We start from the raw sequence: 18,289 nt of genomic DNA on the forward strand, positions 1-18,289 counted from the left end.
GGCAACTGCTCTGATTTTGCGCTTGGATTCTCTGTTGCAAACATTAAAATAGTTTGCTTTTTCAGGTATAAATTTATATTTTTGGGGAATGAAAAAAGCGATCTTTGTCGGAACATCTTTTCTATTAGGCTCACTTTTTCTCTCTTGCTCGGATGATTCTCCGACGCAGACAGAAATGGGTTCGTCTCTCGTTTGCAGCTCCCAAGAAAATTGTACTGGTGTTACATTGCAAGAAGGCTTTGCATTGATTCGTTCTGCAGGCAAGTATGCTGAAATGGGAACGAATGCCAGGTCGGCAAAAGCTAATGAGCGTCCGCAAATGGATGTCAAGTTCTCCTACGATTTCCAGATTGGCAAGCACGAAGTTACGTGTGGCGAATTTAATTCGTTGATGGACGGAAAGAAAGGCGTCAAGTTAGACTGCGAAAAACAATCATTGCCTGCAACTAATGTAACGTATTACGATGCCGTTCTCTATGCGAATGCGAAAAGTAAAGCCGCAGGATTAGATACTGCTTATTCGTATTCGTCAGCTGAATTTGATAAAAAAGGCCATTGCACTCTTTTGAACGGTTTTGTATTTAAGCCTGAAGTCGATGCGTTCCGTTTGCCGACGGAAGCGGAATGGATTTTTGCAGCCGGATTGTCTTTTAATGTTGATAAGAGCTGGAATGCAGATAATTCTGGTTCCAAGGTACATGAAGTTTGCTCGAAGAAAGATGAAAATGGCTTGTGCGATTTCCTCGGAAATGTGACCGAATGGGTGAACGACTGGCTTGGCAATTTCCGCGATACATCGATTACGAATTACGTGGGTGGTGTCGATGGTGGTAATCTTGGTGAACGCGTTATCAAGGGCGGAAGCTATAGAACAGAATCTTCTATGATAAACTTGTATGCTCGTGGCGATGTCTATACGGTGACGGGTACAAGTGCTGCCGATTATTTGGGATTCCGTTTGGCGTATGGAAAAATTGAAAATCCGGTTTGGCTCGATGCTTCGGGGGCTGCTGTTGCTTCGAATCTTTCGATTGTTGCTAGCGTAAAAAATATTTCGCCGCTTTTTGGAACCTCAAAATCTAAACTTGCATTTAGAAATGACAATACCAAGAATTTGGTGTTTGTTGATTTTAGAAAAATTTCGCCTGCGATTGTTGAAATTAAGGATACGATAAATGTTTATCATCCGGACATTTCTCCAGACGGAAAGCATGTTGCGTTCTGCACGGGACTTGAAGGAAGTAAAAGTGACGCATCGTCGATTTATGTCCGTGATTTGAATGCCGAAGGTTCTAACCTTGTAAAGTTGGATGTGAAAGGCGCTGCGATTCCGCGTTGGCATGTGCTCGAAAATGGGGATACGGTGATTGTCTATGTGTCCGATGCCGGCAATAATAAGGACGAATCTACGTTTAAATCGGCTTCGACGTGGCAAGTGAAATTTGCTAATGGAAAATTTGGCAAGCCGGAAAAACTTTTCGATGGCGCTTATCATGGCGGTATTAGCGAAGATAAATTGTTGACTGTGACGGGGGCTCGTGTATTGCGCGCTCGTATCGCTGCGAAGGGGGCGACCGTTAAGTCGAAAGCCAAAGATACTTTATGGTATAATGGCGAACAGGCTTGCAATGCTTCTTTGAATAAAACATCGAAACGCACGTTATTCCTTGATTTTGCTAGCGAAACTGGAATCAAATTTGTGGGTTCCAAGTATCGCGTGCATGAACGCTTGTTCATTGCCAATAGCGAAGGGAAGTTGGTCTCGTCTGTAGGCGCTCCATCGGGTTACACGTTTGACCACAGCGAATGGGTACTGAATGATGAAAATGTTGCCGTTGTGACGCTTGCGAATGCTGATGGAGCTCACAAGCAAATCGCGCTGGTGAATACCAAGGATAGCTCGGTAACGGTTCTTGTCGAAGGTGAAGAAATTTGGCATCCGTGCTTCTGGGTATCGACTGGTATTTCCTCGGAATCGTCGAATTGGGATGCGGATAGCGTTGGCGTTTATGTTTCTGCTGCAAATCAGACAAACTCTTTGCTTTCTCATAAAATGCCGATGTTCTGGAAACTCAAAGATTCTGTAGAATTGATAGGGCTTGGAAATTCGCACATGTGGTCGGGCTTTGATCCGTTTGTGATGAGCGTTTCGTCTATGAACATGGGTGTTGTGCCTTGCGATATGCATTGCTCTCATTACCTCTTTAAAAATTATATCATGAATCATGCTTCTAATGTGAAATACATTGTTGTGAGCATTGATCCGGATTTGTGGTCTAATATCGATGAACGCACGGATATCAATGAAGGCAAGGGTGGGGCTCTTGGATTTGAATACGATGAAAACCATGAATTTTACCCAGAAGGCGTTGATGAAAAGTTTGTGGAACTCGTTTTAGAAAATGCTCCTGATGAGTCTGTAATAAAAGAACGCGGGTGGTATGCCGCTAATGATAATAGTGGATGGACCGATGACAACGGCGTGGCTCCTGTTATTGGTGGCGATTCGACGTGGAGTGATTGCTTGTTCAATAAGAATTTTGCCAATTGCTTAGTTGATTTTGACCAAAAAACTTGCATGTCTAATCACATGAATGTCTGTGTTGCCGATACAAGTTTGAACGAGTGCTTGGCTAAACATGAGTTTGGGCAATGCTTGGCCATTTTCTCGGGTGATATAGATAAATTAAAAGATATGGTGCGCTTGGCCAAGGAACGCGATATTATTGTTATTGGCTTGATATTCCCGATTAGCCCGTATTACAAGAAAACGGGGGCTTATGGGCGTCATGGTATGCGCCGTAGTCATGCCGAAAAGCTCATTGACGAAATCAAGACGTGGGCCGAAGGCAAGTCGAACTTCTATGTTTTTGACGAAAATAAGTTAGGCAATCATGATTATCCGTCTTCGATGTCGAATGACTATGACCATCTGAATGAGGCTGGGGCGAAGCAATTCTCGAAGCGTTTGGACTCGTTTATCAAGTCGTTAAATTCGAGTAGCTCTTCGAAAAAGTAGGATTTTGATGAAATGGCCTTTGAGGTCTCTAGAGATGGTTCTGCAAAGTCTGTGGGCGACATTTTTCGCTTTCTAGGGTTGATTTCAGCAACGAAAGTATGCAGAAAAATAAGGTCTGCACCGGTTCCATAAAGGGATTGCGACGAATTCAGGTATCCAAATGACACGTGAGCCCAAATTTTTTTTATTTTTTTTTAAGTTTGAATCTTTGCTTGTAACAGTGAGGTGATATGAAAAAACTGTATTGGGGTTTTGCAATGTTTTTTTCGGTATTGCAGCTTATATCCTGCTCCGATTCCGATGGAGTTTCTGTAAGTCTGAGTGATTTGCCAGAATCTCTTCCTGGAATGGAAAAGATTAAAGCTGTAAATAGCTCTGTTCTGTTGGGCTCAAATGAAGTCTCTGCAAAGGCGGATGAACGTCCGCAAATGAAAGTTGTTTTTACTTATGATTTCTTGTTTGGTAAAAACGAAGTGACTTGTGGTGATTTTAACACGCTCATGAAATCTGCAACAGGGCTTTCTCTTAAATGCGAAAAAAATAGTTTGCCGGCAACAGATGTCACTTATTATGATGCTGTGCTGTACGCGAATGCTCGCAGCAAGGCTGAAAACCTCGATACTGTTTACACATATAACAACGCCTCGCTTGACAACAATAAACATTGTACAAATTTAGATGGCTTTGCGTTCCATCCTGAAAAGAAAGGTTACCGCATGCCGACGGAAGCAGAGTGGATGCTTGTTGCCCAAAGTTATTGGAATTCGTCAGAGGCTTGGATCGCTGAAAACTCTGATTATAAATTGCACGAAGTCTGTAGCAAAGTCAAGTCCGATGTTGCAATTTGCGATATGCTTGGTAATGCCATGGAATGGGTGAATGACTGGCTTGGCAATTTCCGCGATACGACCTTGACCGATTATGTCGGTGCGCCTGATGGCGGTTCCTTGGGACACCGCATTGTAAAAGGTGGTAGTTACCGCAGTTCGTCGGAATCCATCAATAGGTACAATCGTGGCGATGTTTATACGGTGACATCTTCGACTCGTGCTGATTATGTGGGTTTCCGTCTTGCTTATGGTGCGATTCCTGGTGCAACGTGGATGGGGGCCGATGGCAAGGCGGCGACAAGTCGTATTGTGGCTCTTGCAAATTCTGCCAAGATGCGTTCCGAAACGGGAACGTATAAAGTGAAACTGGCGTTTCGCAATGATGTCACGGGTAATATTGCTTTTGTGGATTATTCCAGTGGAATCCTTTCTGTTACAGAAATTTCAGATAAGATAGATTCCTATCATCCTGAGATTTCGCCAGATGGAAAGAAGGTGGCTTTCAGCACGGGGTTTGAAGGAATAAACAGTGATACATCGACCATTTATGTTCGCGATCTGAATGCTGAGGGGTCTAATCTTGTAAAGTTGGAAGTGAAGGGTGCTGCGATTCCGCGCTGGCGCGTCCTTGACAACGGCGATACTGTCATTGTTTATGTGTCGAATCCTGGCAGCAATAAGGAAGACGCATCGTTCAAGTCCACTTCGACTTGGCAGGTGAAATTCGCGAATGGAAAGTTTGGCAAGCCTGAAAAACTTTTCGATGGCGCTTACCATGGTGGCATCAGTGAAGACGATAAACTTGCTGTTACTGGCGCTCGCCTTTTGCGTGCTCGTATAGCAAAGCCGGGCTCGACAATTATGAAATCGGCAATCGATACGGTGTGGTTTGGCGAGGAACAGGCTTGCAATGCATCTCTTGCCAACGATGGCAGCAAGCGTACTTTATTCCTTGATTTCGGAGCCAACGAAAAATCTGGGAAGAACAAGATGGGGCGTGAATTTGTCGGAAAAGATTACGGCACGCATGAACGTTTGCTCATAGCCGATTCGACGGGTAAGCTTGTTCAATCTGTTGCATCTCCGAGCGGCTATTCCTTTGACCATAGCGAATGGACTACGGGTGGCGAGAACCTTGCTGTTGCAACGCTTACGAATGTAAATGGGGCCAATACGAAAATTGTTCTTGTGAATTTGTCTGATAGCTCGGTCGTAGAACTCGCCGAAGGCAATGAACTTTGGCATCCGAGTTTGTGGATCCAGAACACGTCCGCTATCAAAAATGGCAAACTTGATCCCGATAGCGCTGGTGTCTATATGACAGAGACCACGGATATTGCAACTCGAATCATGAAAGTCAAAATGGATTATTTTTGGAAGTATAGGGATACTACGGAGATTGTTATCATCGGTTCTTCGAGATCGTTTGCGGGTATGGATCCTGAAAGCATTAAATTTGGTTTTGCTCTCAATATGGCATACTCGGCGCAGGATCTGGAAAGTACAGCGTTCTTTACGAAAAACTATATCTTACCGTTGATGCCGAAATTGAAAGTTCTTGCATTGACATTGGATTATGACCGTTGGTATGTTAAGGATGAAAATTTTAAAGTTTGGTTTGGTAATATTCCGGGTTATGAATACGATAAAAATCATGGCTATTGGCAAGACGGATTGATTGGAGATATGGTTGCAGCTTCGCAGGCTGCTTTGAATCCGACGGAATCTGAATATGGAATGTTTGGTTATCATCGTGGTTTGTATTATGATCCGGCGCAAGGATGGGGTGCCCCGAATCCTGAAATTGCTAATGATTCCAACTGGTTTAAAATTGATCAATCGGGCTTTGACTTTAACTTACAAAAGCTGACGGAAATTTTGAAAATGGCTCGCAACCATGATGTTTTCGTTGTAGGTGTTGTTTATCCTCAATCGCGGAATTTTTTGAAAACTAATGCTTGGGGGCGTTACGGACCTACCCGTGGTGCCGCAAAAATTATGCAAGATGCCGTGTTGGAACTGACCAAAACGTATCCGAATTTTGCAGTGCTTGATGAGTACCATGATGGGAATCATGATTTTGCGCCTGAAGCTTTTGCCAACGAAGATCATTTGGGACTTATTGGTGCTCAAATTATGGCGAGCCGTCTTGATTCTCTGTTAAAAGCTACAATGAAGTAAAGCCTTTTATGATGGTGCGCCAAACGGTTGCTTTTGCAATAAGTGCTATTGTTGCGCTGTTTGCCGTGTTTCCGCTGACGGATACCGATATCTGGTGGCATTTGGCTTGTGCGCGTGAATGGGTGACGACATGGACTCCGGTCCGCGAACCTGTTGTAAACGTGCACGAGTTTTTTCAGCAAACAGTCGCTTTTGTTTATAACGTTGGCGGCGCTTCGTTGCTTGTTGTGTTCAAGGCGATTTTATGGGGCTGCGTTTTTGCTCTTTTCCTATGGCCTTCGGTGCGAAATCCACAGCGGACAATGCCGCAGAAAATGCTTTGCACTTGTCATCCTGAAAATGCATCGGAAAGGCTTACCCCAGATCTTCAAGACAACGTTATGGCAAACCCCGTAGGGGTGAAACAATCAATATTGCTTTTGGCGATTTTTGCAACCATCCTCTTTATTTTCCGTTATCAATTTGAAATTCGCCCCGTGCTTTTTTCGCTTTTGTTCCTTGGCGTTTACTGGAACATTTTGCCGCGGTTGATTATAGGGAATGTGTCGCGCCATTCTAGCTTTTGGGTCTTGCTAGTTTTTGTTTTGCAATGGCTTTGGTGCAAGAGCCAAGGGCTTTACATTCTAGGCCCGATTTTTGCGTGTATTGTATTTGTTTCTGGACACAAATTGTGGAATTTTCGAGCTTGGAAAAAGCTGGAGCCTTCAAAATGTATGTTGCCGTTTATTTTGGTGATGATGCTTTTGACGATGCCTTTTGCCCATCGTGAAGGCTTGAATTTGTTCTTGTATCCGTTTGGCTTGTTAGACAGATTGCTCGGGCTTTCGCCTTCAGCTGCGGTCTTTGCTAGCGAAATTGCCGAAAATCGTTCGCCCATAACGCTTTTGATGGCGGGGGAGAATGTGTTGCAATCGTCACTGATGATTGTGTTGTGCGTTGCTGGAATTGTTGCTGCGGTTCTTCGTTTACGTCAGTCGGGAAGTGTTGAAAATACGTCATTAACGAACTCTACGGAGCGTGTTGAATTTTATTTCGGTAATGCCGGATTCTGTGCTTTATGGCTTTTGGTAACTGCGATCCTCGCGCTTATCGCCGAACGCAATTTTGTGCTCTTCTTGCCTGTATTTTTTGCCGTTGTTTTGAGATCCTTCGGTTCCGCGCATACGCCACTAAATTCTAAAATCTCTCAACCGTCTACTTCCTATTCTCATCTCTCATCTCTCGTCTTTCGTCTCTCGTCTCTCGTCTTAATAGCTTTCCTCCTTGGCCTTTGGGTAAAATCGCTGTTGGCCTACGATTCCATGGTCGCGTACCAGCGCGTGCCAGTTGCTGCTGCCGAATGGATGAAATCGCATCCGCATTCGGGTAGGCTCTTTAATGATGACCGCGCGGGGGGCTATTTGGCGTTTGTGAATCCGTCTGATTCGACGTATATCGATGGGCGCTTTATCCTTAAAACAGCGAAATTTTTCGAGAATTATTTGCGGTATGCGGAGTCTCCGCGAGTATTTCTCCATGATGCGGAATTGCAGAACATGGACCGCGTTGTGCTGCCGCTCCGCTATTATGCCCGCTGGGATAAATTGCTTGCCGCACTTGATTCTGTCGATAATTGGCACGTTGTGTACCGCGATACTCTTTTTGTCGTGATGGACCGCACAGAACGCTAAAACGTATGACTAAAATAATTTAAATTTTGTCATTAAAATTTTATTTTAATATAGATTTAACGGCCCTTTGGGCATAGGAGTTGGTATGAATTTTTTGGTAAAATTTGGCCTTGTTGGTTTTGTTGCGTTTGGTCTTGCTCAGGCTAAGGTGAACTTCCCGTTTCCGCAAAAAAACAATTACGGTGGAAATGGCGTGGTTCTTTCGAATTTGGACGAAGCTGCTTCTCAGTTGAAGTCCGCGTTCGCGTTTTACATGAAAGACAAGTATAAAGAAGACGCAACGTATGCTGCAATTGAAAAAGACAAGGGCAGCAACAATTTTGTTTCTGAAGGGACCGGATACGGCATGTTGATGATGGTCTATTTCAGCGACAATACAACGAGCTATCAGTCTCAGTTTGATAAATTGTGGGCATTCTACAAGGCTGGGGTCAATGAACACGGACTTATGAACTGGTCTTTTGGCGGCTTGAGGCCGTATGATAACAAGGCGAATGCTGCAACGGATGCGGAAATGGATGTGGCGGCGGCCTTGATCATGGCTGCATACCAGTTCGGCGATGACAAATATCTGGACGAAGCCCGCAAGCTTTTGAAAAATGTAAAGCAATACGAGTTCGAAGAGAACGGCATCCATAAGCCGGGTGATGCTTGGAACGACAAGAAAAATCCGTCCTATATCGCGCCCGCTTATTACAGGTTGTTTGCAGACGTGGATACGGAAAATGCCGAATTTTGGAAAACGACGGCGATGAAAGCGAACTATGCATTGCTGGAAGCGAACTCCGCGGAATATTCTACAGGTCTTTTTGACAACTGGTCCGATGCCAGCGGAAAGGGCTTGGATGGAAACTATGGTTACGATGCTGCGCGTACGCCTTGGCGCTTGGCTCAAGACTTTTATTGGTTCGGCGAAGAAAAAGCGAAAACGATGTTGGACAAGCTTGGTAAATGGGTGAGTGGCAATGCCGCGAAAAATATTCGTGGAAATATCAACCGTAACGGCAGTGTTGAAAGCTGGGCGGCTCATAACAGTACCTTTGTAGCAACTCTGATGACCTCTTTGGTAACGGATGCGTCTCGTCAGGGTAAACTGGATGAATTTTGGAGTGAGGCGGTTTCGCTGGGTGAAGAAGCATATTTCGAACAGTCTTTGAAAATTCTTTGTGGCTTGCTTGTTTCGGGTAACATGCCGAATCTTGCTGCCGCAACGCCTTCTGATCCGACTTCTTCGAGTTCGGCTTCGGTAAGTTCGAGTTCTGTAGAATCAAGCTCTTCGAGCACGACCTCGTTGAACGTTGTGGCGGCAGGCGCTCCGAAGATGACTCTTTCTGGCAGAACGCTTGAATTGAGCGCTAAGGGCGATGTTCGCGTGGATGTGATTTCGATGACGGGTAGTGTCGTGAAGTCGTTCGATAAGAACGCAACGGGTTCTGTCTCGATTTCGCTGAATGATATTCCTAGCGGTCTCTATGTTGTCCGCGTCAAGAATGCCGGCATCTCAAATCTCAAGAAGGTCAAGTTAGACTAAGTTTACTTAATTGTTTACTTTTGTAAACAAATCGTCATTCTGAACATTGTGAGATTTTACTCAAGTATGTTCAGAGTGACTTTTTTTGTATCTATTTGTACATATTTTGAACGTCGCCTGTTTGTTTGTAAATCTTTATTTGCTTTTTGTAAATAATTGTTATCGTTTAAATTAAATTTAGGTTAATTAAGCTGTAAAATTTAAATTACGTATTCTCGAAAATTGCTTATTTTTATTGAAATTTAAGCAAAATTTGATGTTGTTGTATATTTTTTGTATGCTTTTGCTTATTTTGTTCGATTCATTTACTAAATTTATTTGACCTTAAAATAAACTAAAAAAAGGCAAATAAATGAAAAACATTAAGAGTACATCATTGTTCTTGGGCGTGGCCTCTGCTATGGCTTTTGCTCAGGACGGCGCCGCCTGCATTCCGTTTGTCAACGGAGTCGGTGATTATAACAAGCATTGTTATAATTCCGGCCTTATTGATATGGAAAAAGGCAAGTGCTATACCATGAATGCGGATCGTGCTAGAGAGGGTGTTCCGCAGTGGATTAACAACATTGTTTCCCAAACATGGTGGTGGAGCGAGACGGAATGCATTGAAGAACCAGCTTCTAGTTCCAGCGTTGAACCGGAATCTAGTTCTAGTGAAGTTGTTTCCTCTAGCTCTGAAGAACCGGTTTCTAGCTCTAGCGAAGTTGTTTCTTCTAGCTCTGAAGAACCGGTTTCTAGCTCTAGCGAAGCTGTTTCTTCTAGCTCCGAAGAACCGGTTTCTAGCTCCAGCGAAGCTGTTTCTTCCAGCTCCGTTGAATCTAGCTCTAGCGAAGTTGTTGTTTCCAAGTGCGTTGAATTCGTAAACGGCTCTGGCGACTACAACGGCAAGTGCTTCCTACAACGGCAAGTGCTTCAATGCTGGTCTTAACGACATGACCGCTGGCAAGTGCTATAAGCTGAACCCGGATCGCGGCGAAGTTCGTGAAAAATGGATCAACAACAGAGCCGTTGACTCTTGGTGGTGGGTTGAAACTTCTTGCGGTGTAGAACCGGCTTCTAGCTCCAGCGTTGAAGAATCTTCCAGCTCAGTCGAAGAATCCAGCTCTAGTGTTGAAGAATCTTCTAGCTCTGTCGAAGAATCCAGCTCTAGTGTTGAAGAATCTTCCAGCTCAGTCGAAGAATCCAGCTCTAGCGTTGAAGAATCTTCTAGCTCAGTCGAAGAATCCAGCTCCAGCGTTGAAGAATCTTCTAGCTCAGTCGAAGAATCCAGCTCTAGCGTTGAAGAATCTTCCAGCTCAGTCGAAGAATCCAGCTCCAGTGTTGAAGAATCTTCTAGCTCAGTCGAAGAATCCAGCTCTAGCGTTGAAGAATCTTCCAGCTCAGTCGAAGAATCCAGCTCTAGTGTTGAAGAATCTTCCAGCTCAGTCGAAGAATCCAGCTCTAGTGTTGAAGAATCTTCCAGCTCAGTCGAAGAATCCAGCTCTAGCGTTGAAGAATCTTCCAGCTCAGTCGAAGAATCCAGCTCCAGCGTTGAAGAATCTTCCAGCTCTGTTGAAGAATCCAGCTCCAGCGTTGAAGAATCTTCCAGCTCTGTTGAAGAATCTAGCTCTAGCGAAGTTGTTGTTTCCAAGTGCGTTGAATTCGTAAACGGCTCTGGCGACTACAACGGCAAGTGCTTCAATGCTGGTCTTAACGACAACTTCTTGCGGTGCAGAACCGGTTTCTAGCTCCAGCGTTGAAGAATCTTCCAGCTCTGTTGAATCCAGCTCTAGCGTTGAAGAATCTTCTAGCTCTGTCGAAGAATCCAGCTCCAGCGTCGAAGAATCTTCTAGCTCCGTTGAAGAATCCAGCTCCAGCGTCGAAGAATCTTCCAGCTCTGTTGAAGAATCTAGCTCCAGCGTCGAAGAATCTTCTAGCTCTGTCGAATCCAGCTCCAGCGAAGTTTCTTCCAGCTCCGTTGAATCTAGCTCTAGCGAAGTTGTTGTTTCCAAGTGCGTTGAATTCGTAAACGGCTCTGGCGACTACAACGGCAAGTGCTTCAATGGATCAACAATAGAGCTGTTGACTCCTGGTGGTGGGTTGAAACTGCTTGCTTTGACGAACCAATCGTGAAGCCGGCTCCGAAGACCGAAAATCCTATTCTCAAGTCTAACGGTCGCGACAACGGCACAACGGCTATCGCCGCTACTGTCGAAGCAAAGTCCAACATTGCATTCGTGAACAACACCTTGAGCATCGCTTCGACCTCCAATGGCGCTAAGACTGTTAAGGTCTTCAGTGTTCGTGGTGACGTGCTCCTTTCCAAGACTTTCTCTGGCGCATCCATGAGCTTGGATATGTCTAAGTTTGCTGGCAAGGGTGCTGTGATTGTTCGTCTCGTCGAAGGCCGCAAGGTTCTCGCAACGAAGCGTATTGCAGTTCGCTAATTCGCTAACTCATAAATTCTGTTTGTGAAAAAAGGCTCCCTCTGACGAGGGAGCTTTTTTAATTTGATGGTGATTTTTTATGACTTGTGGTCAAATTCGGTATCAAGTTTCGGCTTTGTTTAGAGGTTGAGCGAAAGCTGGTCTTCTTTTGCGGAGGGTGTTGTGGCCTCCGCTTTTTCGTTGCTCGAATCATCATCGGATGCGTCGGCATTTGCAATTTGCTCCATAAGCCACGCTTCGTCGTGTACGGGAATCCCGAGCTCATTTGCCTTGGTGAGCTTGGAACCTGCCGCTTCGCCTGCCAAAACCCAGCTTGTCTTTTTACTGACGGAACCGGAAACTTTGCCACCATTTTCTTCGATGAGTTTGCGGGCTTCGTCGCGGTCCATGTTCGGGAGCGTTCCCGTGATAACGGCGGTTTGTCCTTGGAACAGCGTTTTGACGATTCCCTTGAATTCAGTCGGGAGGCCGAGTGCTACGAGTTCATCGATTTCGTTTGTGTAGAGCGGCGTGTGGAAAAATTCATAGACGGATTTACCGATGCGTTCGCCGACGTCGGTTACGTTCTGCAATTCTTCGACGGTGGCGGTGCGAATTTTTTCTAGCGTGCGGAAATGCTTAGCGATATTGCGTGCGCTTGTGCGGCCGACAAAGCGGATGCCGAGGCCGTGCAACAGGTTTTCGAGGCTCTTTTGCTTGGATGCGGCGATGGCGTCATAGACGTTCTTCGCGCTCTTCTTTGCCATGCGGTCTTGCGATTCCAAGTCTTCGAGCGTGAGGCGGTAAAGGTCGGGGATGCGTTTGATTTTGCCTGTCGCAAGGAGACTTGCGATAAGCGCTGGCCCGAGATTTTCGATGTTCATCGCTTCGCGGCTTACGAAATGTTCGAACAGGCATTGCACTTGTGCTTGGCAGTGCATGTTCTCGCAACGGAGGATTACTTCGCCATCAATGTGCGTGAGCGGTTCGCCACACACGGGGCATTTTTCGGGGGCCACGACAGGGGACGCTTCTGCAGGGCGCAGTTCTTTTTTGACATCCGTGATTTTCGGAATGATTTCGCCACCTTTCTCTACGCCGACGGTGTCGCCGTAGTGCAAGTCAAGTCTTGCGACTTCGTCGAAGTTGTGGAGGGTGGCACGTTTCACTGTCGTGCCTGCGAGGCGCACTGGTGCAAGGTTTGCGACTGGCGTTACCGCACCCGTGCGACCCACTTGAAATTCAACAGACAAAAGCGGAGTGTAGGCGCGCTCGGCCTTGAACTTGTAGGCGATGGCCCAACGCGGGCTCTTGCTTGTGCTGCCGAGCTCGCGCTGCATGGCAAGGTCGTTGAGCTTCACGACCATGCCGTCGATGTCGAAGGGGAGACTGTCGCGGCTTGCGCCAATCTTTTCTGAAATCGCCATGATTTCATCGACCGTGTCTGCGGTCCAGTAATCGTTCGTGTGGAATCCGAGACGCTTGAGCTGCTTCAAGTTTTCTTCGTGTGTCGCATTGTTGCTCTGCGGAATGTGATAGGCGAAAAAGCGCATCGGGCGAGTCTTGCATTCGGCAACGCTCTTGAGCTTGAGCGAGCCCGAAACCGTGTTGCGACAATTTTGGAAAGTCTTCTTGTTTTCGAGAATGAATTGTTCGTTCAAACGCTCGAACGCTTCGCGTTCCATGTAGACTTCGCCGCGGACTTCGAATGTTCCTTGCGGAATTTCGCTAGGGTCGATTTTCAATTTCTTTGCGTCAAAATGTTCGGGAATATCTTTGATTGTAAGAGCGTTTAACGTTACATCATCGCCTTGGACTCCGTCGCCGCGTGTCGCCGCTTGCTTCAAACGACCATTTTCGTAAACAAGCGAAAGCGATACGCCGTCAATCTTGCGCTCGCAAATCCATGTCGCGCGCTTCTCGTCATCCTGAGCGGATCTCTCGTCTCTCGTCTCTAGTCTGTAGGACTGAAGGCCCGTTCTCTCGTCTACTGCCGCGATCCCTTCTTCGGCGGCGGTCACGAACTCGTGCATTTCTTCTTCGCTGTAGACGTTTGCGATGCTGAGCATGGGCACGGCGTGAGCCACTTTCGCAAAATCGTTTGTGAGGTCGCTACCGACCCGTTGTGTGAGCGATTCCTTACCGCGCAGTTCCGGATACTTCGCTTCGAGCGCTTCCATCTCCTTGAGCCCAAAGTCGAAATCTTGGTCGCTCATAGGCGAAACACCATCTTTGTAATAAAGACGGCTAGCTTCTTCCAGTTGTTTCTTTAACTCAAAATAGCGGGTACGGTCAATATCTTTCTGCTCACTCATGGGATGTAATATAGAAAGAACTTAGAAGTTACTAGTTCTGAGTTACTAGTTACTGAGGTTGCTTCGCAACAGTTAAGAGTTCCGAGTTACTAGTTATTAGAGAATTTCATATTAAGAATCACTAGTAACTACTAACTAGTATCTAGTAACTAAAAAGTAACTAGCACCCGTAGGGTGAAGTAACTTATAACTAAGTTCTGCCAATTAAGTTCTGTCTACTTCCTACTAAACAAACATCTTCACGCCGATAGCGATGAGGATAAGGCCCGCGATAAAATCGGGAATTTTCGTTTTAAAACGCTTGGCGGTATGGCGCCCGATTTCAAAACCGATGATTCCCATTGCAAAACTTGCAAATGCAATGGCGCTCACGGCGAAATTCATGTTCACATTCATGAACGCAAATGAAATTCCAACGGCAAAGGCATCAATGCTTGTCGCAATGGACAAAAGCAAAATGTTCGTGAGGCTCAAACGCTTGCATGAGACTGCTTCGTCGCCACCCCTGATGGCTCCAAAAATCATGCGACCGCCCAAGATGCAGAGAATCGCACAGGCAATAGGCGTTCCGACGGCGTTGAACCAGCGTTCTGCGAAACTTCCCAGGAAAAAACCGAGGAGCGTCATGCCGCCCTGAAAAACGCCAAAGCTCACGGCCTGCAAAAATGCGCTGCTATAACGAATGCTTGATTTGCAAAGTCCGGTCGAAATAGCGACCGCAAAACAGTCCATCGCTTCAACAATGGCGATGATGATGATTTCTAGGGTGGTCATTTTGTGTTATGTTTTTTTCATTTGAATCTTCGAGTGCAAAAATAAAAAAATATATTGTAGATATTAGATGGCAGAACTTAGAACTTAGAGCTTAGAGTTACCAACTAAGTTCTAAGAGCGGAGCGGGCTAAGTTCTACCAACTGCGCCGGAGGCGCGAGCATTGAACAGTAAAGTCTTTACAATTGTTTTTATCGCTTTGTGCGTGTTGCTCCTGCTTTCTGTAGGGGGCTCGTTTTGGGATGGTTCCTTCGAACTGCTTTTGCACAATAGCAGTAATTGGAAATTCCCCAAGACGCTCTTCATCTTTTGGATCGGCATGTCGCAGGCGGGGATTCTCCTTTCGGCATTCTTGCTTATCATGAAGGTGAAAATCCACCGTCGCACGTCGCTGTTGTTGGAGCTGAGCTCTCTTTGCAGTCTTGTCGTTGCGTTAGTTTTTTCTTTGCTCTATTCTAACACCATCAAGATCAATAGCGATGTGTATAGCATTGGAATTGTTGGTTTTATTTCGCTCCTGTTTTTTGTGACGCATCTTGTGGCGGCGGATTCAGCTGAAGATTTGGCGCTTTGCAAGGAACTGGCTAAGATTAGGCGGCCACTTGCATGGATAATTCTCCCGACGGTGTTTTGGGTCGTCTCATCGTTTGCGCTTGGCTTTGCGCAATTTGAAAATACTGTGTGGTTGGGATCATTCTTCCCGCTGTACGTAATGGCTTGTGTTTTCTACATGGGGCTTGCCAATTCGGTTGTCCTTCTCTCGTTTGAAAATTACTACAACCGTATGATTGAGCGGTTCCTGATGCTCTGTAGCTGGTTCATGTCGCTATTGTTCCTTTGGCTGATTCTTTTGAAAGGTGGCGGAAGTGTTGCCTCGTTCATATTGGCGTGCGCGGTCCCGCAGTTGTTGCTCTTTGAGGCCGTGCGTGAAAATCTTTGGGGGCGCATGCTCGTGGTCTTTAGTATCCTGTTCGGCATTTTACTCAAGTGCGATTTCGTGGTGAACCACAATGATTTTCATTTCTTTGCGAATGTGAACTTTGCCAATCTGAGTCTCATGTTTGCGGGGGGAACGTTGTTTGTTGCCTTATTCTTTGGCGTTCGTTTTTGGCTTTCGCGATTCTTTGAAAACGATGAAATCTTGATGGGCGAGGAAAGCGATAGTTCGGATGGAGAAATGCCCGATACCGAAGAAAAAAAGTATTACTCTCCGTTTTCAGCGCCGGAATTTAAAGTGGTACGTTTGCCTGTGTTATGCGGAGTTCTTGCCGCTGTAGCGTATGGTTATTTTACATCGGATTGGATTACGCTTGCGGGGCCGTTTGGCGCTTACGTGAGTTGTCTGTTAGTCTGTCTGCAACCTTTTGTGCATATAGGCTTTAAAAAGCGTAGGAGGGCTAAACGTAAATGAGCATGTTTGCCAATGCCGTGGCGTGCCTCTTGTGCCTGATTTTTGCGGCGTTCCTTTGGAAAATGAAGGGAATGCTCCGCATTACGCTTGTCATGTTCTTGATTGTCATGACGAGTTGCCTTTATACGGCTTTTGCGGGGAATCTTGCTATTTCGGCGATGGAAAATTACCCGTTCCGCATGCTTGCGCTTACATTATGTGTTTTTACGACGGGGCTTCGCGAAAACCGCAGGTGCTTTATGGTGCTTGCCCAAACATTTTGGCTATGGTTGGAACTGGTCGGGAATGTATCTCTTTACCAAGCGGGAGCGGAGGCGCCTTGGATACGCCTCGCCGCTATTGCAGAAATCGCTCTCGGCTGTTGTTTTATGGTTAGAATCCCAAGAGAAATCGAGTTCGGGCTAATCGTTTTATGGATGGCCGTCTGGATGTTTTTTTAGGATTCGCGCGTGTAAGTCTTCTTGTTCGAAAGTCTTTTTTCGAAGTCTTCTTTAGTAAGAGGCTTATCGAAAAGGAATCCCTGGATTGTCGAGCATTTGGCGTGCTGCAGAAAATCCAGCTGCTTTGTATTTTCGACACCTTCGGCAACAACTTCAAGGTTAAGCTCGTTGATCATGTTCACCATGTTTCTGATAACAACTTCGTCATGGTGAGTATTTTCTCCGCCAATGTGGTCGAGTAGCGACTTATCAAGCTTAATGACGTTCACATTCAAGTCCTTGATGGCATTGAATGTAGAGTAGCCTGTACCGAAATCATCAATAGAAACGGTAATCCCGTGTTGACGAAGACCGTCCACGAATTTTTGCATGGCCACCTTGTCGTCGAAATCCGAAGCTTCGGTCAGTTCGATTTCGATATACTTGCTGTCGATATTGAATTCCTTCATTGTATTCAGGATATCTTCCGTCAAGTGCGGGTTTCTCAAGTGGAGTCTTGAAAAATTGGAAGACACGCGAACGGGTTCATATCCTGCTTGAATCCAAGAATGGATATCTTCGCAGACTTTGTGGAATACGTAAAAATCGAGCTTGCAAATAGAAGCTTCTTTTTCGAGAACGGGTAAAAAGTCATTGGGAGGAACGATTTGCCCATCGCGTTTCCAACGGACAAGAGCTTCGCATCCGCAAAGAGTTTGCGTTTGGACGTCAACTTTAGGCTGGTAGTAAACGATGAATTCTTTGTTTTTCAGGGCATCGTTGAATAGCGACGAAACTTCTTTTTCGTGATAGACGGCGTCGAGCATTTTCTGGGCGAAATAGACAACGTCGTTTCCGGGATGGCGTCTGGCATCGTTCAATGCAACGGAACTGCAATGCATGATTTCGTTCATCGAATCGTCTTGTTGAATGTCGTAAACGCCAATGCGGCAATGTAGCGTAAGGGGAATAGGTGGACCTTGCGGAACAGGGACCATTAAAGGCATTGCTTTTAATGTATTGACGAACATGTCCCTGTTTTCTTTTTTGACAAGAATGAGGAAGTTGTCGCCACCCAACCTTGCAATCATTTCATCGTCGTGGCACATGCCCATGACAGTATGCGTAAAGGTCACGATTCCTCTGTCTCCAACAGCAGGGGACTTGGACTGATTTATGTACTTGTAATTTTTGAGGTTGACGAAGAGGCTGCTGAAATTTTGCAGCTTGTTCTTGGCCTTGAGTTGGATACTGTGGTGCACGAGTTGCGATGTATTGGGTGCACCCGTCATCGGGTCGGTCTGGCTTGCGTTATGGACTGCTCCCATGAGGCGAGCTCTGCCAGAAAAAATGAAAATATCGTCGCAGATGAGCTTTACTGCTTGAAGTTCGGGGTTTATGAATTTGTGACCTTTTTTGGCACGAACTTCGATGGTGACCATCCCGTTTTCGCCAGTTTTGTATGTTTGAATTAAGGGAACGGGCTCATAACCTGACGCATCTTCAAAAATGATTCTCTCGTCATTCAATCCCTCTTTGGTTATAATGGAGCTCGGGGCTACGATTTTTACTTTGATATAACCAATGTTTAGAATATTGCAGATTGGAGGAACTGCAATAGCGATGCGCTTAATCATCGCTATGATATCAGGAATATTATCTAAGATTGCATCCCTAAAATCTTTGTATATACTACTGAAAATGACGTAATCCATTTTCGCCCCTTAAATGACCAT

General features: G+C 45.7%; 13 protein-coding genes. 10 read left to right on the forward strand and 3 right to left on the reverse strand.

Annotation, left to right across the window (positions count from 1 at the left end; genetic code table 11):
- Positions 1–88 precede the first annotated feature (88 nt).
- The 8 genes from HUF13_RS08935 (at position 89) to HUF13_RS17345 (ending at position 11,657) form a co-directional block, all read left to right on the forward strand.
- Positions 89–3,019 carry a TIGR02171 family protein gene (locus tag HUF13_RS08935; RefSeq protein ID WP_173474803.1) on the forward strand — a complete coding sequence of 977 codons (2,931 nt, stop codon included), beginning with the start codon at positions 89–91 and terminating at the stop codon, positions 3,017–3,019.
- Between the two features lie 257 nt (positions 3,020–3,276).
- On the forward strand, positions 3,277–6,030 hold the full coding sequence (locus HUF13_RS08940; RefSeq protein WP_173474804.1) for a TIGR02171 family protein: 2,754 nt from the start codon (positions 3,277–3,279) through the stop codon (positions 6,028–6,030).
- A gap of 8 nt (positions 6,031–6,038) precedes the next feature.
- The gene (locus HUF13_RS17325; RefSeq protein WP_304039003.1) at positions 6,039–7,700 is read left to right on the forward strand and encodes a hypothetical protein; all 1,662 of its coding nucleotides are present in this window, start codon (positions 6,039–6,041) and stop codon (positions 7,698–7,700) included.
- 85 nt (positions 7,701–7,785) lie between these two features.
- Entirely contained in the window at positions 7,786–9,231 is a 1,446-nt protein-coding gene (locus tag HUF13_RS08950; protein ID WP_173474805.1) for a glycosyl hydrolase family 8, read from the forward strand.
- Between the two features lie 352 nt (positions 9,232–9,583).
- Positions 9,584–10,159 (forward strand): hypothetical protein, encoded by a 576-nt coding sequence (locus HUF13_RS17330; protein ID WP_304039005.1) that lies wholly within the window; start codon positions 9,584–9,586, stop codon positions 10,157–10,159.
- 4 nt (positions 10,160–10,163) lie between these two features.
- Positions 10,164–10,958: a hypothetical protein gene (locus HUF13_RS17335; protein ID WP_304039007.1), complete on the forward strand. Its 795-nt coding sequence runs from the start codon at positions 10,164–10,166 to the stop codon at positions 10,956–10,958.
- Positions 10,912–11,343, forward strand: a complete 432-nt coding sequence (locus HUF13_RS17340) for a hypothetical protein (protein WP_304039009.1) — start codon at positions 10,912–10,914, stop codon at positions 11,341–11,343. Before HUF13_RS17335 ends, HUF13_RS17340 begins: the two co-directional genes overlap by 47 nt.
- Positions 11,340–11,657 (forward strand): hypothetical protein, encoded by a 318-nt coding sequence (locus HUF13_RS17345; protein ID WP_304039011.1) that lies wholly within the window; start codon positions 11,340–11,342, stop codon positions 11,655–11,657. The genes HUF13_RS17340 and HUF13_RS17345 overlap by 4 nt, the downstream gene beginning before the upstream one ends.
- Positions 11,658–11,776: 119 nt before the next feature.
- Here HUF13_RS17345 and ligA read toward each other — a convergent pair whose 3' ends face one another.
- Both ligA and HUF13_RS08965 read right to left on the reverse strand, forming a co-directional pair.
- Complete coding sequence (gene ligA, locus HUF13_RS08960; RefSeq protein ID WP_173474806.1) at positions 11,777–13,951, reverse strand: NAD-dependent DNA ligase LigA; 2,175 nt, start codon at positions 13,949–13,951, stop codon at positions 11,777–11,779.
- Between the two features lie 225 nt (positions 13,952–14,176).
- Complete coding sequence (locus HUF13_RS08965; RefSeq protein WP_173474807.1) at positions 14,177–14,725, reverse strand: manganese efflux pump MntP family protein; 549 nt, start codon at positions 14,723–14,725, stop codon at positions 14,177–14,179.
- Between the two features lie 161 nt (positions 14,726–14,886).
- On the opposite strand from HUF13_RS08965, the gene HUF13_RS08970 reads away from it, so the two are divergent.
- Positions 14,887–16,134, forward strand: a complete 1,248-nt coding sequence (locus HUF13_RS08970) for a hypothetical protein (RefSeq protein WP_173474808.1) — start codon at positions 14,887–14,889, stop codon at positions 16,132–16,134.
- On the forward strand, positions 16,131–16,574 hold the full coding sequence (locus HUF13_RS08975) for a hypothetical protein (RefSeq protein WP_173474809.1): 444 nt from the start codon (positions 16,131–16,133) through the stop codon (positions 16,572–16,574). Before HUF13_RS08970 ends, HUF13_RS08975 begins: the two co-directional genes overlap by 4 nt.
- Here the strand turns inward: HUF13_RS08975 and HUF13_RS08980 are convergent.
- Positions 16,571–18,268 (reverse strand): GGDEF domain-containing protein, encoded by a 1,698-nt coding sequence (locus HUF13_RS08980; RefSeq protein ID WP_173474810.1) that lies wholly within the window; start codon positions 18,266–18,268, stop codon positions 16,571–16,573. The genes HUF13_RS08975 and HUF13_RS08980 overlap by 4 nt on opposite strands.
- Positions 18,269–18,289 lie beyond the last annotated feature (21 nt).

This window comes from Fibrobacter succinogenes, assembly GCF_902779965.1.
Taxonomy (GTDB): domain Bacteria; phylum Fibrobacterota; class Fibrobacteria; order Fibrobacterales; family Fibrobacteraceae; genus Fibrobacter; species Fibrobacter succinogenes_F.